Origin of the sequence: Anabaena subtropica FACHB-260 (assembly GCF_014697105.1) — a bacterium.
In the GTDB taxonomy this organism is placed as follows: Bacteria; Cyanobacteriota; Cyanobacteriia; order Cyanobacteriales; family Nostocaceae; genus Trichormus; species Trichormus subtropicus.
In genome coordinates this window covers 1-16,423 of the sequence record NZ_JACJRF010000006.1, presented here as the reverse complement: position 1 = coordinate 16,423, position 16,423 = coordinate 1, and the positions used below count along the sequence as shown (strand labels likewise).

The following is a 16,423-nucleotide window of genomic DNA, read 5'->3' as shown; positions in this document are numbered from 1 at the left end:
TAGCCAGAAGCTTGCATCACATAACAAGTATGGTTTTATGGGTATTTTGCGAACTGTGACGCAGTTTCAACATACCAATTATTTTTTCATTTGATATATTCAACGTAAAATCTAGCACTCTCCATAAAACAGGATACTGACAGAAACAGGAAGACACTTGTAATTTTTCTGGTGTATTTAGGTGTTAATTCAGTTGTGAAATATCAAAAAGTATTTAATTAATACTCTGATAAGTGACTACTACTATTCAATTAATATTTTCCTTAAATAAAATTTACATATCCACTAGAAAATATAGATTATTCATAGTGATTTACTAGTCAAAGCTTTACAAAAACTTAAGTATATTTCTCAAGCCTATTAGCCAAATTTTACAGATATAAATGTATGAGTGATTCCAACTTACAATTCTTAACTCTTAAAAGATTTTTCCCATGACAACAACACTTTTCAAAACCTTAGGCGCTGCTACAACCCTCGCGGGAATTATCGCAACTGCTGGATCTGCTAGTGCAGCTACTATATCCTTCTCAGGTGGCACTAATTTTGCTCCTACCGACATTGTTAATCAATCTATTGGTGTCAGTAAGTTTGATACATCCCTTGGTACACTGAGAAGTGTAACCTTGCAATTTACTGGAGATGTGACAGGAGAAGCAGGTTTTGAAAACAGAGCTTCTAATGCTGCTACAATTGCGGTTACACTTGCTGGTAACTTAACCTTAGAACTAGACAGCATCTTACTATCGCTCAATCCAGAAAATATTTCTAGTTATCAAGTTAGTAGCTTCGATCAAAGACTCGACTTTGCCGGCGCTTCAGGAAAAACTATTGCTGGACTAAATGCCACAGGTTCAGACACAAGAACTTATACAGACAGTGCCATCCTACAGTCTTTCATCGGTACTGGTGACTTGAACTTTTTGTTTAGTGCGATCGCTACATCCCAAGTGTCTGGATCAGGTAACATCACTTCCTATGTTGATACCTTGGCTAAAGCAGGTATCACAGTTATTTATGACTTTGACCCAGCCCAATCTGTTCCTGAACCCACTTCTGTGCTTGGGTTTGGTTTGTTTGCAGGTGCTGCTTTTCTCGCTCAACGCAAAAAAAGCGCGATCAAAATATCAAACTCATAAAGTTTTCTGACGTGAGGGCTTTTTCCCATCCTGTTGTTAACTCACCCTCTGGGTGAATAAATCGACTAGCTTAAATAGAACATAGCATTCATCAGATAACTAAATAATCTCCCAAGCCCAGTCATAATGTGACCTGGGTTTTTTATTTTTTAGTGTTTGTGATGACTTTATCCCCAAATAACTAGATTTTCGCTACGATTGTTGGGGTTTGTGCTGTGATGGAGAATTTATGTCAGTGTGCCGTAAATATCACGTTATTATTACTGTTAGTGTAACTATCTCTTTATTTCTTACTGGTTGTTTTGAAGATAAAACCACTCAATGTCAGCGACTGATTCAAGTAGTGAATGCTGGCAACTCTTTGATTGACCAAAACAAAGGACAGCAAGTGATTACTAGCTTGCAACTGTCTAAGGATTTGGAAGCTATTAGTAGCTCTTTAGCCGAACTGAATTTAACAGATCCCAATCTCAAGGAATTTCAAAGCGGTTTTATCAAGGTATTCCAGAATCTTAGTCAAGCGATCGCTACAGCTGGTAAGGCCCTCGGCGCAGCTAAATTAGCAGAAGCATCACCAACTGGGAAAGAAAAAATAAAAAAGGCTAGAACAGAAATTGATACTGCTCTCACCAATGCAGCTACAACTACTGGCAAAGAATCAGATACGTTAGTTGAAGAACTAAATAAATACTGTAACCAATCTGAGTAACTGATTGAAAGAATTGGTAATTTCTACTGTTCATAGGGGTTTCATCCCTTATTAGACCATTTAATTCATTGCGATTCCTAAAATTTGCAGAAAAAATTTAGGAATCGCAATCAAGCGGATTGTAATTGATCTGAAAGCTAGGAAAAGAGCGAGGTTACCAGCCATTATTTTTATGAAGTTCTTAGTAGTTATTTTTACGCTTATTGATAATTACTTTTATTATGGTAGGTTTGCCATTTATATTTTTATCATAAAATCAAGGGTTCAATACCTCTACGTCTATAAGTAGTATCAGTTGAGTCGGGGTTTAAATCCCCAACTCCAACTGTCTTTAATTTTGAATTTTGTAGCGCTTCGCTTCCCGTTCGCGTAGCGTCTCCGACAGGAGAAGGGTATTTTGAATTTTGAATTGTTAACGCTATACTATAGCTTGTTGTAGCAATCTGATTGAATTTCTAATTTACTTGCGATAGACAGGCAATAGTTACTCTTACAATAGGAAACAAGGAGCTTTGGATGCTATTGATTTCTTAAAATCATACAGGAGTCTTATATTAATTAAAGAAAAAACTATAAATGGGAAAATTGACAGTAAATTAGTACATTATTCATATAATTGATCTCCCAAAAAAAAGCTAATATTTCTAGTAAATAGAATTCAAATTAATCACATATTTTTTTAACAAACAGTTATGAAAGAAGAATTATTAGCCAGAGTCTTCCAAGTTTTAAGTATAAATATGCGTTGGATGACTTGGAATCTATTTCTGGCTTTTATACCTTTGCTCTTGAGTGTTTGGCTGTTTCGCACCAGACGTGGGCGCTCTTGGTTATGGTGGTTGGGATTTTTAGTTTTCTACGCTTTTTTACCAAATGCGCCTTATTTATTAACTGATGTAATTCACTTGATACACGACATTCGGACAATTCAATCGGTGTGGATGATTACTTTAGTGCTGATTCCTGTTTATTTATTAGTGATTCTAGCAGGATTTGAAGCTTATGTCATATCATTGATTAATTTAGGTTATTATTTACACCGCATTGATAAAAGCCAATGGATTTTAAAAGTTGAATTAATTACTCATGCTTTGTGTGCTGTTGGCATTTATTGGGGTAGGTTTTTACGTTTTAATAGTTGGGATTTTATTACTCAACCAGATGCTTTACTGACTAGAGGGATAGAGGAACTTTTAGGAAAGCAACCTTTAATCATTATTGCTGCTAGTTTTGTGATCCTGCTAGTTTTATATTTAATAATGAAACGAGTATCTTTAGGTTTTGTGATGCACCGAAACCAACGAATAGGTATGGAATCAGAACGTACTGAATACTGAAATTGAATGATATAAATTTCCAATGTAAGGGCGCAAGAGAGACTAATGACTATTGAGTATGTGAGTCATGAACAACAGTGACTGTTGACATAAAGTCACCTTGCTTGCCACCCTTTAGAGTATCGAAAGTTCCTTTGATTGTGCCGGCAATAGGAACAGCTACTAGTGTTCCTAATAAACCAGCTATTTCATATCCCATCAAAATGGCTACAAAAATCCAGATAGGGTTAAGTCCGATAAAGTTACCCAATAACTTAGGGCTGACAAGATTATCTTTAATTTGCTGCATGATAATTGCTGCTATGGCAACTTGAACTGCCAACCACCAGTTTTGCAAGAGTACCAAAATTGTCACTAGCCCAATACCTAAAGTTGCGCCAATAAAGGGAATGAGTTGAGAAAGGCCAATGACTATGGCAAATAACAGAGCAAATGGTACTTTCAGTACTAGGAAAATTGGGGTAAGAACGACAATCATGAATATCCCTAGCAATAATTGGCTAAGGAAAAAGTTCTGGAAGTTTAGTTGCAAAGATGTGGTTAAAGGGACTCTAATTTTAGATGGCAATAGATTCATCAAACCATACCAGACGCGATCGCCATACACCAGCATATAAAATGCCAGTACCACTACCAACATAAAGTTGAGTAGTCCTGAGAGCAACGTTCCCGCTAATCCCACTGCACCAGAAGCCAACTGTTGCACTACACTTTGAATACTAGCGTTTATTTGATTGCTCACAACCCGCAAATCTATGCGTAAACGTCGGTGCTGGGCAAACCTCTCAAATTGCTCTAAGTTAGATTGACTAGCCGTTAACCAATCAGGAATCTTATGTAATAGTTGGATTGTTTGGTCAATGAGCATCGGCACTAAAGTAACTGCCAGAAAGCCAAATAAAGTTAAGGTGAGGAGCAAGACGATAATCACAGCCTGGGTACGAGTTACCCTAGCGCTCTCAAAGAGCCTCACTGGATAATTTAGTAAAAAAGCCAGAATTGCCGCAAAACTCAGAATTGTAATAGGGCTTTGAAAATAACGAAATAGTACAGATAATAACCAGATATTCAGAGCGACCACTGGGCCGCTCAGACCATAAATTAGTAAACCTTGAAGGGATGACGAACGGCGCATCTGATACAATCAATTTTCGCTACTCTTGTGTAAAAATTATACAAGTAAGCATATAGATACAACTACAACTATTTGTAGGATGAGTAGAACCATAGAATTATACGTAGGTTAGGCAATGCCTGCCATATCCGGGTTTTTGTGGGCAATGCTCACCCTACTAAGTACTGAGATTTTTTCAATAATTAAATCGGATTCCTATATCAAATAACAAGGAAGCAAATCACAATGGATAAAACTATAGCTGACCTCCGCAAAGACTATACTCTAGAGGGCTTGAGCGAAACCGAGATTGACACCAATCCTTTTATACAATTTAAAAAATGGTTTGAGCAGGTCTTAGCGGCTCAACTTCCTGAACCCAATGCTATGACTATCGCTACAACTACACCAGATGGTAAGCCTTCAGCCAGAATGGTGTTGTTAAAAGACTTTGATGAGCGGGGTTTTGTCTTTTTCACCAACTACAACAGTCGCAAAGGTCAAGAATTGGCTGAAAATCCCCAAGCAGCGTTGGTTTTTTGGTGGGCAGAACTAGAACGGCAAGTCAGAATTTTAGGTAGGGTAGAGAAGGTTTCAGAAAGCGAATCAGACTACTATTTTTACAGTCGTCCTGCCAATAGTCGTCTGGGTGCTTGGGCATCTAATCAAAGTGAAATTATTGCCAGCCGAGAAGTTCTAGAGCAAAAGATGCAGGAATTTCAAACTAAATATGAAACTCAGGAAATTCCCAGACCCCCGCATTGGGGAGGCTTGCGAGTCATACCCACAGAAATTGAGTTTTGGCAAGGACGATCTAGCCGCCTGCACGATCGCTTGCTATATACTCATTTAGATAATGGCAGTTGGAAAATTGAGCGATTATCCCCTTAATCTAGTTTCAAGTGTGGGGTTTTAACCTTTTAGTGCTATTGAATAGAGCGTTTCTCGTTTTGATGAGGTACATCTAGTTGAGGTTTGGAGCTAGGGTTTACTGTACCTCATATAATTAGGAACTGCTATATTAAATAATGTATAAAAATAGATTAAATTTAAATCTTGTCTGTGGAAAAATAGTTATTTTTTGTGGAAAACTTGATACCTTGGGTGGAAAAGCTAACTCAAGTATAATTACCCTGTGGAAAAAATAGGGGGTTTTTCCACAAGTTTTCCACAGATATGAAGCCGTAGCACTTTTTCCACAATTTCTACATTTTTAGCGAAGAGGTTAGAGATTAGAGTAGTAGACGGTATTAAAAATAGGGAATGGGCAAAGAAACCTTGTTTATGTTTGGTTGTGGGATTTTCCCGTTAATGACTGTATAGAAAATAAAAGCACTACCAAAAAGTTTAAAAGGCGCAGATTCAGATAAAATTTGATACCACCCACTATTACAAACTACATTTCTTCATTCCCGTTTCTCAATTCCCAATTCCCCAATAGATTATGAAATTAGTTTGCGCCCAAAGCGACCTCAGTACAAACCTTTCCCTCGTCAGCCGTGCTGTACCGTCACGACCAACTCATCCAATACTCGCTAACGTACTGCTGCAAGCCGATGCTCAAACTAATCAGGTAAGCTTAACAGCATTTGATCTCAGTTTAGGTATCCGTACCAGCTTTAATGCGGACGTGTGGCAAGGGGGAGCGATCGCACTTCCTGCTAAGTTACTAGTAGACATTACCTCACGTCTACCAGAAGGAGAAATTACCCTAGATGATGAATCAGCCTTGACCGATGGTACAGCAACCGGAGAAGGTTTAATCGTCACGCTGACACCAAAAACCGGACAGTACCAAGTGCGAGCAATGGGGTCTGAAGAGTTTCCTGAATTACCTTTAATTGAAAATACCGAAGCTATTTATCTCACAGCCACTGCCTTAATGGAAGGATTACGGGGTTCATTATTTGCTACTAGTGGCGACGAAACAAAGCAAGTACTCACGGGAGTCCATCTCACCGTTAAACAAGACACCTTGGAATTTGCTGCTACTGATGGACATCGCCTAGCAGTAGTAGAAACCGCTAACGAACGTCCTTTAGAAGATAACGAGCAACAACTAGAGGTGACAGTACCAGCCAGAGCATTACGAGAAGTAGAAAGGATGTTGACTCATAATGCTTCATCGGAGGAACCCATAGCCTTATATTTAGACCAAGGTCAAGTGGTTTTTGCATGGCAAAATCAACGCTTAACTAGTCGTACTTTAGAAGGTCAATACCCAGCTTATCGCCAACTCATCCCCCGCCAATTTGAGCGACAAGTAACAGTTGAACGCCGACAATTATTAAGCACTTTAGAGCGAATTGCTGTACTAGCAGACCAGAAAAATAATATTGTCAAGGTGACAATTGATAGTACTGCTCAAGAACTGACCTTATCTTGTGAAGCTCAAGAAATGGGCAGTGGTAGAGAGTCAATGACTGCGGAAATTGCGGGTGAGGATATAGAAATTGCCTTTAACGTTAAGTATTTAATGGAAGGATTAAAAGCCTTACCATCTTCAGAAATTCAAATACACATCAATCAAAATCTCACACCAGTAATTTTCACTCCATTAGGTGGTTTGAAGATGACTTATTTAGCTATGCCTGTGCAATTGAGAAACTAACCGTAATTCACAGTTAACTGATGTTCGCAAAACTCTGCACTACTCTATGTTCTTCTGTGTTTAAAAAAGATTCGAATTGATGCAAACTTATACTAAGACAATCGAGGATCAAGGGCATCCCTTAAACCATCACCTATGTAGTTGATACTCAAGACAGTCAAAAATATGGCCATCCCAGGAAAAATCACCATGTAAGGCGCAAACTCCAAAAAATTTTGTGCATCATAAAGCATTCTTCCCCAGGTTGGTACATCTGGGGGAAAACCCAGACCGAAAAAGCTGAGTGTAGATTCCGTAATAATAGCCGTACTCACAGAAAGAGTAGCCGCTACCAATACCGGACTGATGACATTTGGCAAAATATGAATCCAGATTAACCGTCTAGGGGAAGCACCAAGGGCGCGGGCGGCGGTGACAAATTCTTGTTCACGCACTGTTAAAAAACCAGCCCTCACTAACCTGGCTACAGACATCCAGTTGAGTCCCCCAATAACTAGGACAACTAAGACAAATATACCTAGTTCTGGGCCAGCGATCGCCTTAATTACATCCCGAAACAAAAATATTACCAATAACAATAATGGTAGACGCGGTAAAGCCAGACACAAATCAGTCAAGCGCATCAATACCACATCCAACCAACCACCATAAAATCCTGAAAGTGCGCCGATGAGTATCCCCAAAGTTATCGCTACCAACATCGAAAACACACCTACGGCGATTGATATTCTGCCACCGTACAATACCCTGGCTAATATATCTTGACCTAAATCATTAGTCCCAAATAGATGTTCCCAACTTGGTGGAAGAGTGGACTTAGCAAAATCAATTTTATTGATGGGAACATTGTAAATCAAAGGCCCAAACAGAACACTCAAAATGATAATCATCAGCAGCACAGCACCCAACATAGCCTGACGATTACCGCGAAACTTACGCCACGCCTCTTGAGAGAGGCTTTCTTGTCTAGCAATATTACTTGTAGCCAATAATGGAGGTATTTCTGAAGTGCTACTAAACCATCTTTTCAACATCTTTTTTGAGGAATAAATTTATTTTTATTCAGGAATTCATTTCTTATTTTTTTAGTAATAAAGTGCTGACTACCAACTAGCAAAAAATTCTGTGATTACCCTACTTTGTATATTGAACACGAGGATCTAATAAACCATAGAGAATATCAGCAACCAGATTAAAAATCACAATTAAGATTGCATATATAAAGGTAATTGCCATCACAACGGGAGTGTCATTTTTATAAATAGAGTCAATTAATAAAGCACCAATACCAGGAACACGAAAAACCTTTTCTGTCACCAAAGCACCTGTAAACACACTGGGAATATCCAATGCTATTAATGTCACTACAGGAATTAACGCATTCCGTAAAATATGCCGACTAATGACTAAAAATTTGGGTAATCCTTTCGCATAAGCAGTACGTACATAATCTTGATGGATATTTTCCAAAATTTCTGAACGAACAAAGCGCATTAACATTGCTGTCTGCCAAAGTGCTAACACAGAAATTGGCATAATAGATTGTTGAATTTGGGCAATCAAGCTCTGCCAATCTTTTACTTGTAATGTACTGTTATAGATGAAAGGCAGCCATTTTAACTGAATGCTAAAGATAATAATAAACAGTAAGCCCGTAAAGAAAGTTGGCAGAGAGAAACCGAAAAATACTAATGTAGTTAAAACATGGTCAATCAATGTATGGCGTTTCAGGGCAGAAATCATCCCTAAAGGGATAGCCAGCATAGCACCTAGTAGGTAAGCTGAACCAACTATCCATAATGTTGTCGGTAGGCGTTGTAAAATTAAATCAATTACAGGACTGCGACTAGTGAAAGAATAGCCCATATCTCCACGAATAAAAGCTATCACCCATTTGAGATAACGAATATGAATTGGTTGGTCTAATCCTAAAGATTTTTTGATATTTTCTCTTACCTCTGCTGTAATGGAGGGATTGAGAGCAAATTCACCCATTGGATCACCAGGCGCTAATGCCAGGATAGTAAATATAACTAGACTAATGGCAATTAGTGTAGGAATAGCAACTAGTAGACGATTGATTAAATATTTACTCATAACTCATGTAAGATACATCTTACAAATATTAGATCCCAAATTCCCCAGGTGAGTTAGCAAAGCAGATAATATTCCCGACTAGGTGTTATGTCTGCACTTATGCAACGCTCCAAGAATTAGTTATTCAGCATTTTTTATCATACATTCCTGAAATTAAATCAACTCTCAAGACTTGAAATAATAAAAAACGCTATAAATACGTAAAGAAATATCAGGAGGTATGCAGTAACGGGTAGCGATCGCTCGTGTTATGTTGCATTGCCAAAATCTTTTGCGCTATTGTATCAGACACAGGCATTACTGATAATCGATTTCCCTGTTTAATAACTATGAGTTCTTCTGCACTAAATTTTTTTCTGAGGGTTGTTAATGAGATAGGCTGAGAAAAATTTTCTACAAATTCTACTATAACCGTTTGCCAACGAGGAGATTCAGGAGTTGATTTTGAATCGTAGTATTTACTGCTTGAGTCAAACTGAGTGGGGTCAGCAATATCTGTTTTGACTACACGCATTAATCCAACAATGCCAGGGGGATTAGTATTAGAATGATAGAAAAAAACTAAGTCTCCTGGTTGCATTTGTCGCAAAAAGTTGCGAGCTTGATAATTACGAACACCATCCCAGATAGTCTGTCCATCTTGTTGTAGATTAATAATGCTATACACTTCTGGTTCTGACTTCATTAGCCAATAATTCATGGAATTTAAATTCTCAGGATTAATTTGTATATGCGTTGATATTGTTGTGAAAAAAAGTTTCAGGGCAGACGGAATGCCTACCCTACAAGAGTTATTTCCTAAGTTGGCTATGTTTAAAGTACTGGTGATGTTGCTTTCAAAGCAAAAATTCTTTCAATCACATCTTCCACTACTTTATCTGGTGTAGAAGCCCCAGAAGTAACTCCAACGACAATTTCTCCTGCTGGTAGCCAGTTTTTCGTAGTTACTAATTCTCCATTCAATTGCCGATGTTCGATGGCATCCCTTGATTTAATTCGTTCAACGATATCGATGTGATAAGAAGGCAAGCCGCGTTCTTCAGATATTTGTTGTAATTGAGTAGTATTGGAAGAATTGAATCCACCAATAACAATCATTAAATCTACATTTTCTTGCACTAATTCCAACATCGCATCTTGTCGTTCTTGAGTAGCATCACAGATGGTATTAAAACTTTGAAAATGTTTATTCAATTCCATCGGTCCATACTTTTGCAGCATGATATGCTCAAACAGTTTGCCAATTTGCTCAGTTTCACCTTTGAGCATGGTTGTTTGGTTGGCAATACCGACTCGTTCTAAGTCCTTATCAGGGTCAAAACCTGCTGAACAAGCTTTAACAAATTTTTGCAAAAATTCTTCTCGGTTGCCACCATTAAGAATATAGTCGGCAACATATTGGGCTTCTTGTAAATTTAAGACGATTAAATATTTTCCAGCAAAGGAACTAGTAGCAACAGTCTCTTCATGTTTGTATTTACCGTGAATAATTGAAGTATATTCACCTTTTTTGTGCTTTTCGACTGTATTCCAAACTTTCGATACCCAAGGGCAAGTAGTGTCAACGATTTTGCAGCCTTTCTCGCTCAGTAGCTGCATTTCTTGGACGCTAGCACCAAAGGCAGGTAGAATGACCACATCATTGTTGGCAACAACAGAAAAGTCTTTTTTACCAGCTTCCACTGGAATAAATCCTACCTGCATCTCCTGCATCCGTTGATTCACCGAGGGATTGTGAATAATTTCATTGGTAATCCAAATACGTTCTGTGGGGAAATGCTTGCGAGTTTCGTAAGCCATCGCCACAGCACGTTCTACACCCCAGCAAAAACCAAAGGCTTGGGCTAGTCGGATAGTGACATCACCTCTTTGCAGAGTGTAGTTGCGATCGCGTATTTCCTGAATTAAGCTACTCTGATACTCAGACTGCAATTGGGTAGCAACTTCTGCCTGATGCCCAAAGCCCTTGCGGTTGTAATTTTCTGAATGTTGTAGTGTACGCTTAAAAGTTTTTGTATCCATTGTTGTATTTGTTAATATCTCCTCCTCTGATTCTCTCGTGCCAAGACACAATTTGGTTACGGAGATTGGGAGATAGGCAAGAAAAATTAAAAATCAAGCAGGGAGTAGGGGGAGAAATTCTTTAAGTTTGAATTTTGCAGCGCTTGCTCTTCCCGTAGGATATTTTGAATTTATTTGTCCACTCCTTGCTGATAAACCTGCAATGCAGTGCGCCAAACTACATAGCCGGCGGGACTTAGATGTAAACCATCGGTGGTGAATTCTTGGCGGATGTTTCCCTTTTGATTCGTAAACAAAGGGTATAAGTCTAAATATTTCACGCCTTGATTAGTGGCTATGCTTTGCAACTGTTGATTTAACTTTTGAATCCGACTGTTGGGGATGACTAGAAGTTTTTCTCGTCCTTCCCAAGTTGCGTCCTCTCCCCCATGAGGCAAAATCGACTGGACAAAAATCTTCGCTTGCGGATGAGTTTTTCGCAAGTAATTCAGGATTTGTCGCTGATTATCTAAAATAACTTCATCACTTACCCCTCGAATTAGGTCATTAATGCCAATCATCACAAAAATCGTCTCTGGCTGACTCTTATCAAAAAGATTCAATCTTTGTAATAGTCCACGGCTAGTTTCGCCAGAAATTCCTTGATTGAGCCAAGTTCTATCTTCTGGTAATAATTCAACGGGAAACCATAGGCTCAAAGAATCGCCTGCCAGTATGCTTAAGCGCTGGGGGCGTTTTTCCGCAGCTACGTTGGCTTCTTGTTTGAGGATATCTACCCATTTTTGGTAATTGAGTTTGTGACGAGGGCCTAACTCTGGTGCAACAGTTTGGGGTTGACTAGCTGGAACCGAAAGGGGTGCATTACTAGAAAAGACTGTCAATTTCTGCTGTTGCCAAATTAGCAGGATGACCGCCAGCATCAGTATGCCGTTGGATACCAGTGAGAAAAAAGCCCAAATAGGAAAGTGTTTTGTAGAAGTTGACACGACTAGCGACATCTACCAATGATTTGACTCAGATTTTAAATCGGTATTAGTCATTAGTCATTAGTCATTGGTCATTAGTCAACAGTTATTTTTCTTTCTACCTCTGTTTGCTTTAATAAGTGATTTTATTGACTCTCAACTAAAAGCCCAACTAAAAGACCCCGCTTTATCAAAAAACGGGGTCTTCAGCTCTAAATAGAAGATTTATCAGCTAATTGTGTAATCTTCACCTGAAGAGTATTTACCAGAAGCCTTGCCTTCTGTAAATCCACCTGGGCTGGCTTCTTTGAGGAATCCACTATAGGCTTCCATACCGTGTTCACCGATATCTAAGCCTTCCAATTCCTCTTCTCTGGTGACTCTAATACCTAAAGTTGCCTTCAAAACTAGCCAGAAAATACTGCTGACAAGGACTGTCATACCACCGACTGCCGCAGCGCCTAAGAATTGAGTGAGAAACGGTGCTAAGTTACCACCACTAAACAAACCTCTGGCAGGCCCACCACCTTCACCATACCAAGAATAAACACCAGGCCCAACAGCCCATAAACCAACTGCCAGAGTTCCCCAAACACCACAAACTAGGTGAACTGAGGTAGCACCTACTGGGTCGTCAATACCAATTTTGTCGAAGAAGGTGACGGAGAAAACAACTAAAACTCCAGCAATCAAACCAATGATGATAGAGCCGGGAATGTTAACGTAAGCACAAGGTGCAGTAATTGCCACCAAACCAGCCAAAACACCATTAATAATCATGGACAAGTCTGGTTTGCCCAAGTACACCCAAGCGGTAGCAGTAGCAGCAATACCACCGACTGCACCAGCCATGTTAGTTGTTAAGGCGATGTGAGTAATTGCATTGGGGTCAGCAGCCATTACAGAACCGGGGTTGAAGCCAAACCAGCCCAACCACAGAATCAGGCAACCTAAGGTAGCAATACTCATGTTATGACCGGGTAAAGCCACAACTTGCTTATCTTGATATTTACCAATGCGGGGGCCGAGAAATGCGGCTCCCATCAAAGCTGCCCAGCCACCAACCGAATGGACTACTGTAGAACCAGCAAAATCCCAGAAGCCAGCTTTTGCCAGCCAACCACCACCCCAAATCCAGTGTCCAGTAATGGGATAGGCTATACCTACAAGTAAGAGGCTGAAAATCAAGAAGTCAACAAACTTGATTCTTTCGGCAACTGCACCAGAAACAATTGTTGCCGCAGTTCCTGCAAATACCAACTGGAATAAGAATTTTGCCTCTAACGGTACGCCAGTCCAACTCAGAGCGCTAAACACACCTTTATAAGCATCACCGGTGGCGGGACTGTTATCTGCGCCTGTAAGGAAAAACCCGTTTAAACCGATGAAATCATTACCATCACCGAACATTAAGCCAAAACCAATTGCCCAAAAAGCAACGGTTGCGAGGGCAAACACGATCAAGTTTTTGGCAAGAACGTTAACAGCATTTTTTTGACGACAGAAGCCGGTTTCCAGCATACCAAAACCAGCATTCATAAAGAATACCAAAAAGGCTGCGATCGCTACCCATAGGGTGTCAAGAGCAACTTTCAGTTCAGCCGTTGTTGGGCCGGCGGCTGGGGCTTGGGCAACTGCTACATAACTCCAACCCAAAACGATTAAACAAGCCAGAGGTATGCAGGCTTGCCAACTGGGAGAGAGTTTTTTGATGAAAGTAAATATCTTGTTTTGAGCGTTAGATTGTCTGTTTTTGACGTTATTTCTTGTAGAAAAACGTCTATTTTTTGTTCTTGATTTCTGTTGGTACATGAGTCTGATCGCTAACCTTCCAACTATCTTTAACAGCCGATGAAAGAAAGTAATGAGTCTTGAGTGCTGAGTCCTGAGTCCCTAGTCCCTTTCTCATTCTTTCTTGTGTACGCAGTTCATGCAGTTCATGACAACTACTTAGATAAAATTAAGTGGTTATTTGCTATTTTTTATTGATCCCACTTAATTGACCAATGAGCAATTCAATTAACCTAAATAGGAGTTTAGGAAATTAATGGCACTTTTGTAAATATTATTGGCTAGAATTCTGAAGAATTTATTATAGATTGTTTTTTCACACAGTTACATCTCCTTCATTGAGTCTTTAATTAACAAAATTTCTGATTGAAAGGAGGGATAGCTTCACATTGTCAATATCGTTTTCAAGCAATTTAAGTAAGGAGTGGTCAGATGAAAATTGATCAGCTTTGCCACTTTATTCATCCTCCAAAGCATTAGTTTCAGAAGTTTTAATCTGGTCTTGTTCTGCGATCAATTGTTCGACTGCATAAACATCAGGCCATACTGATACACCATGTTCATACGCATCAATACCGATGTGATCTGCTTTGGCATTAACACGTAAATGTCCCATAGCTTTGAGTCCACAATACATCAGAAAGGCAAAAGCTACGGTAAAAACTATAATTGCCACCATACCCAGTATTTGTATACCTAGTAAATCAAACCCACCGCCTAAAAGTAGCCCTGATTTTTGATTCAGGGTGAGTTCTGATTGGCCTAAAAAGCCAACGGCAAGAGTACCCATCATGCCGTTAATACCATGTACAGCAAATGCTCCTACTGGGTCGTCAATATGGAGTGACTCAATTAAATCCACCCCTAGCACCACCAAAACACCGCCAGTTAATCCAATTAATACAGCAGCCCAGGGAGCGACATAAGCACAAGCAGCTGTAATTGCGACTAAACCCGATAGGGAACCGTTGAGACAATAAACTAGATCCCACTTACCTGTACGGATATACAGAAAAATTAAGGCTGCTAATGCACCTGCTCCTGCGGCAAGTGTGGTGTTTACAGTTACCAACCCAATTAAACCTGGATTAGCGGTACCAAGGGTTGAACCAGGGTTAAATCCGTACCAACCAAACCAGAGAATCATTGTTCCCAATGTTGCCAAGCTTAAATTATGAGCTGGTGGTAGTTTTCCCCAGGGTGGGCGACCAAAACGAGGTCCAAGCAAATATGCACCAATTAGTGCTGTCCAGCCACCAACAGTGTGAACAACCGAACCACCAGCGAAATCATGATAACTGAGTTGGGCTAGCCAACCATTAGAATTCCACGCCCAATGAACAATTACTGGGTAGCTAATAGCACCCATAATTGCACTGTAAATTAAGTCACCAATAAAGTCTGTTCTGCCAGCCATTGAACCAGTAGTGATAGTACTGGCTGTAGCCGCAAAAGCAAACTGAAAGAAAAACAAAGTATAGGTGTTGATAGCGGCTGTAGAACCTGGTGCGCCTAATGGATAGCTACCATCAACATCAGGTAGTTGGCTGAGGAAGAATGTGTCTATACCAAACAAACCACCAGCACTTGTCCCAAAAGCAATACCAAAGCCTACTGCCCACCATGCCAGAATGGTTACAGCAGCATCAATAAAATTTTCTAGTAAAACATTAACTACACTTTTTTGACGAATCAAACCTGCTTCTAACATGGCAAAGCCGGTTTGCATAAAAAACACTAAAAACCCAGAAAGTAATACCCAGGTAGTGTCAATTGAAATTTGCAGTTTTGTTGTAGTTGCTGATAAAGATTGTAGGGTGGGAGAATCTGCTGCTTGCACGACTGTAGGGGCATAAACAGCAAATACCATCGAGCCGATCGCTAGTACAAATAGGCGTTGCCAGGGTCGAATACGCTTATTTATGAGCTTATCTGTGACTGCGTTCATAGCGATGATTGATATTAGTGACAGAATTACCCCTACAAGTTAGATTAATTAGCTCAATTAAACAAGTTTTGGATCAAATATTGTTCTAGCTTTTGTTAAAACTATCTCAACTTTAAATATCAAAAACTCACAGCAAGAATTACAGAAATTAATCAATTAACTTCTGTTACAAACATTGTCATTTGGTTGGTTGTTCAATAAATTTTATTGATTCTCTATTTACCTAAACATTAATTCTGTATTGTAGAATACATTTTTTTATTTTAACCATATTCTATAGGTTGTGATGAGTCAAATCAACTACTCAATTCTATGGCAACTCAGCAAATAACCATAATTTAATTTAGATATGGTTAGTCATAAAGTTATTAAGTTTAAATAAAAATTCAGAGTATATGTTAACTTAGCCAAGATATACACTCAAAAATTTTAGTTAGAAATTCTATGGCTAGTACTCCAACAAGAAATTCAAAATATAAAAAAATATCCAAGTAGGTTGGGTGCGTCAGTGCAAGAAAACCTAGCTTTACTAAGCAATTATTCATACTGACGCACCCAACTAACCGTCAATTTAGAATAATTTACGTCTAATGTGAATTAAAGAGAATGAGACTGGAAGGTGAGAACATCAATACCAAAAAGGCGGCGAAGCAATTTGCGTAGTGTGTGAGAGGCGATTTTGGCAGCAAT

13 protein-coding genes and 1 pseudogene are annotated in these 16,423 nt (G+C 39.2%); 5 read left to right on the top strand and 9 right to left on the bottom strand.

Going from position 1 to position 16,423, the window contains the following annotated elements:
- The first annotated feature begins 434 nt into the window (after window positions 1-434).
- The 3 genes from H6G18_RS05085 to H6G18_RS05075 all read left to right on the top strand — a co-directional run bounded on the left by H6G18_RS05085 (window position 435) and on the right by H6G18_RS05075 (window position 3,185).
- On the top strand, window positions 435-1,139 hold the full coding sequence (locus tag H6G18_RS05085) for a choice-of-anchor E domain-containing protein (protein ID WP_190406005.1): 705 nt from the start codon (window positions 435-437) through the stop codon (window positions 1,137-1,139).
- A gap of 229 nt (window positions 1,140-1,368) precedes the next feature.
- Window positions 1,369-1,848: a hypothetical protein gene (locus H6G18_RS05080; protein WP_190406004.1), complete on the top strand. Its 480-nt coding sequence runs from the start codon at window positions 1,369-1,371 to the stop codon at window positions 1,846-1,848.
- Between the two features lie 692 nt (window positions 1,849-2,540).
- Window positions 2,541-3,185: a DUF1361 domain-containing protein gene (locus H6G18_RS05075; protein WP_190406003.1), complete on the top strand. Its 645-nt coding sequence runs from the start codon at window positions 2,541-2,543 to the stop codon at window positions 3,183-3,185.
- 49 nt (window positions 3,186-3,234) lie between these two features.
- Here the strand turns inward: H6G18_RS05075 and H6G18_RS05070 are convergent, their stop codons facing one another.
- A complete protein-coding gene (locus H6G18_RS05070) occupies window positions 3,235-4,320 on the bottom strand; it encodes an AI-2E family transporter (protein WP_190406002.1) in 1,086 nt (361 codons plus the stop codon).
- Between the two features lie 225 nt (window positions 4,321-4,545).
- On the opposite strand from H6G18_RS05070, the gene pdxH reads away from it, so the two are divergent.
- Window positions 4,546-5,190 carry a pyridoxamine 5'-phosphate oxidase gene (gene pdxH / locus H6G18_RS05065; RefSeq protein WP_190406001.1) on the top strand — a complete coding sequence of 215 codons (645 nt, stop codon included), beginning with the start codon at window positions 4,546-4,548 and terminating at the stop codon, window positions 5,188-5,190.
- 553 nt (window positions 5,191-5,743) lie between these two features.
- Window positions 5,744-6,910 (top strand): DNA polymerase III subunit beta, encoded by a 1,167-nt coding sequence (gene dnaN, locus H6G18_RS05060; protein ID WP_190406000.1) that lies wholly within the window; start codon window positions 5,744-5,746, stop codon window positions 6,908-6,910.
- Window positions 6,911-7,002: 92 nt separating this feature from the next.
- On the opposite strand, the gene H6G18_RS05055 is transcribed toward dnaN, so the two are convergent.
- From H6G18_RS05055 to H6G18_RS25330, 8 genes and pseudogenes are all read right to left on the bottom strand, one after another.
- Complete coding sequence (locus H6G18_RS05055; protein WP_190405999.1) at window positions 7,003-7,944, bottom strand: ABC transporter permease; 942 nt, start codon at window positions 7,942-7,944, stop codon at window positions 7,003-7,005.
- A gap of 100 nt (window positions 7,945-8,044) precedes the next feature.
- A complete protein-coding gene (locus H6G18_RS05050) occupies window positions 8,045-9,007 on the bottom strand; it encodes an ABC transporter permease (RefSeq protein ID WP_190405998.1) in 963 nt (320 codons plus the stop codon).
- A gap of 211 nt (window positions 9,008-9,218) precedes the next feature.
- A complete protein-coding gene (locus tag H6G18_RS05045) occupies window positions 9,219-9,707 on the bottom strand; it encodes an EVE domain-containing protein (protein WP_190405997.1) in 489 nt (162 codons plus the stop codon).
- Between the two features lie 113 nt (window positions 9,708-9,820).
- A complete protein-coding gene (locus H6G18_RS05040; RefSeq protein ID WP_190405996.1) occupies window positions 9,821-11,029 on the bottom strand; it encodes a 4-hydroxy-3-methylbut-2-enyl diphosphate reductase in 1,209 nt (402 codons plus the stop codon).
- 170 nt (window positions 11,030-11,199) lie between these two features.
- Window positions 11,200-12,015, bottom strand: coding sequence for an SGNH/GDSL hydrolase family protein (locus tag H6G18_RS05035; protein ID WP_190405995.1), 816 nt, complete (start codon window positions 12,013-12,015; stop codon window positions 11,200-11,202).
- A 207-nt stretch (window positions 12,016-12,222) separates the two neighbouring features.
- Window positions 12,223-13,806: an ammonium transporter gene (locus H6G18_RS05030; protein WP_190405994.1), complete on the bottom strand. Its 1,584-nt coding sequence runs from the start codon at window positions 13,804-13,806 to the stop codon at window positions 12,223-12,225.
- Between the two features lie 436 nt (window positions 13,807-14,242).
- Entirely contained in the window at window positions 14,243-15,709 is a 1,467-nt protein-coding gene (locus tag H6G18_RS05025; protein ID WP_190406135.1) for an ammonium transporter, read from the bottom strand.
- 621 nt (window positions 15,710-16,330) lie between these two features.
- Window positions 16,331-16,423: pseudogene (locus H6G18_RS25330) on the bottom strand (IS982 family transposase); the annotation flags it as partial.

Coding starts and splice junctions, on each gene's coding strand:
- H6G18_RS05085 (WP_190406005.1), top strand. CDS start 435: ATGACAACAACACTTTTCAAAACCTTAGGCGCTGCTACAACCCTCGCG.
- H6G18_RS05080 (WP_190406004.1), top strand. CDS start 1,369: ATGTCAGTGTGCCGTAAATATCACGTTATTATTACTGTTAGTGTAACT.
- H6G18_RS05075 (WP_190406003.1), top strand. CDS start 2,541: ATGAAAGAAGAATTATTAGCCAGAGTCTTCCAAGTTTTAAGTATAAAT.
- H6G18_RS05070 (WP_190406002.1), bottom strand. CDS start 4,320: ATGCGCCGTTCGTCATCCCTTCAAGGTTTACTAATTTATGGTCTGAGC.
- pdxH (WP_190406001.1), top strand. CDS start 4,546: ATGGATAAAACTATAGCTGACCTCCGCAAAGACTATACTCTAGAGGGC.
- dnaN (WP_190406000.1), top strand. CDS start 5,744: ATGAAATTAGTTTGCGCCCAAAGCGACCTCAGTACAAACCTTTCCCTC.
- H6G18_RS05055 (WP_190405999.1), bottom strand. CDS start 7,944: ATGTTGAAAAGATGGTTTAGTAGCACTTCAGAAATACCTCCATTATTG.
- H6G18_RS05050 (WP_190405998.1), bottom strand. CDS start 9,007: ATGAGTAAATATTTAATCAATCGTCTACTAGTTGCTATTCCTACACTA.
- H6G18_RS05045 (WP_190405997.1), bottom strand. CDS start 9,707: ATGAATTATTGGCTAATGAAGTCAGAACCAGAAGTGTATAGCATTATT.
- H6G18_RS05040 (WP_190405996.1), bottom strand. CDS start 11,029: ATGGATACAAAAACTTTTAAGCGTACACTACAACATTCAGAAAATTAC.
- H6G18_RS05030 (WP_190405994.1), bottom strand. CDS start 13,806: ATGTACCAACAGAAATCAAGAACAAAAAATAGACGTTTTTCTACAAGA.